The following is a 536-nucleotide window of genomic DNA, read 5'->3' as shown; positions in this document are numbered from 1 at the left end:
AAGCGACGGAACCTATTATTATGCCACCAGATTCCAGTATTTAGAACAAGACATGGTTTATGGAGGATTCAATGGAGGATTCTATGACGGAACAACAAATGTAAATGGAGAAGTCACTGTAACTACTTCTGTGGTCGATGATGAAATCACCTGGGCCAACCTGCAGCATCCAGAAAGCGGAGCCATAGCACCCAATGAAGAATTCATTGTTTACGGAAGATTATATATAGAAAACATCACCGAAGTAGCCGGCGAAAATGCAGACATACAAGCATGGATAGGCTATAGCACTGACAATACAAATCCAAACACTTGGACGAATTGGGTAGCCGCAAGTTATTTAGGCGAAGTTGCCGATAGTGACAATGATGAATATTCCGCCAATTTAGGCGCAGAGCTTTCCACCGACGGAACCTATTATTATGCCACCAGATTCCAATACCTAGAACAAGACATGGTTTATGGTGGATTCAATGGAGGTTTCTATGACGGAACAACAAACCTCAATGGAGAACTCACAGTAACCACACTAACAG

General features: G+C 42.5%; 1 protein-coding gene. It reads left to right on the top strand.

Translation table 11 applies throughout. The features are described 5' to 3' along the window. Positions 1–536 (top strand): hypothetical protein (locus HNS40_RS22720; RefSeq protein ID WP_216664214.1); only part of this gene is annotated, 536 nt, incomplete at both ends.

Source organism: Lentimicrobium sp. S6, assembly GCF_013166635.1.
GTDB lineage: Bacteria > Bacteroidota > Bacteroidia > Bacteroidales > UBA12170 > UBA12170.
Note: the sequence above shows the minus strand (reverse complement) of the source record. Positions and strands in the feature narration are given on the sequence as shown.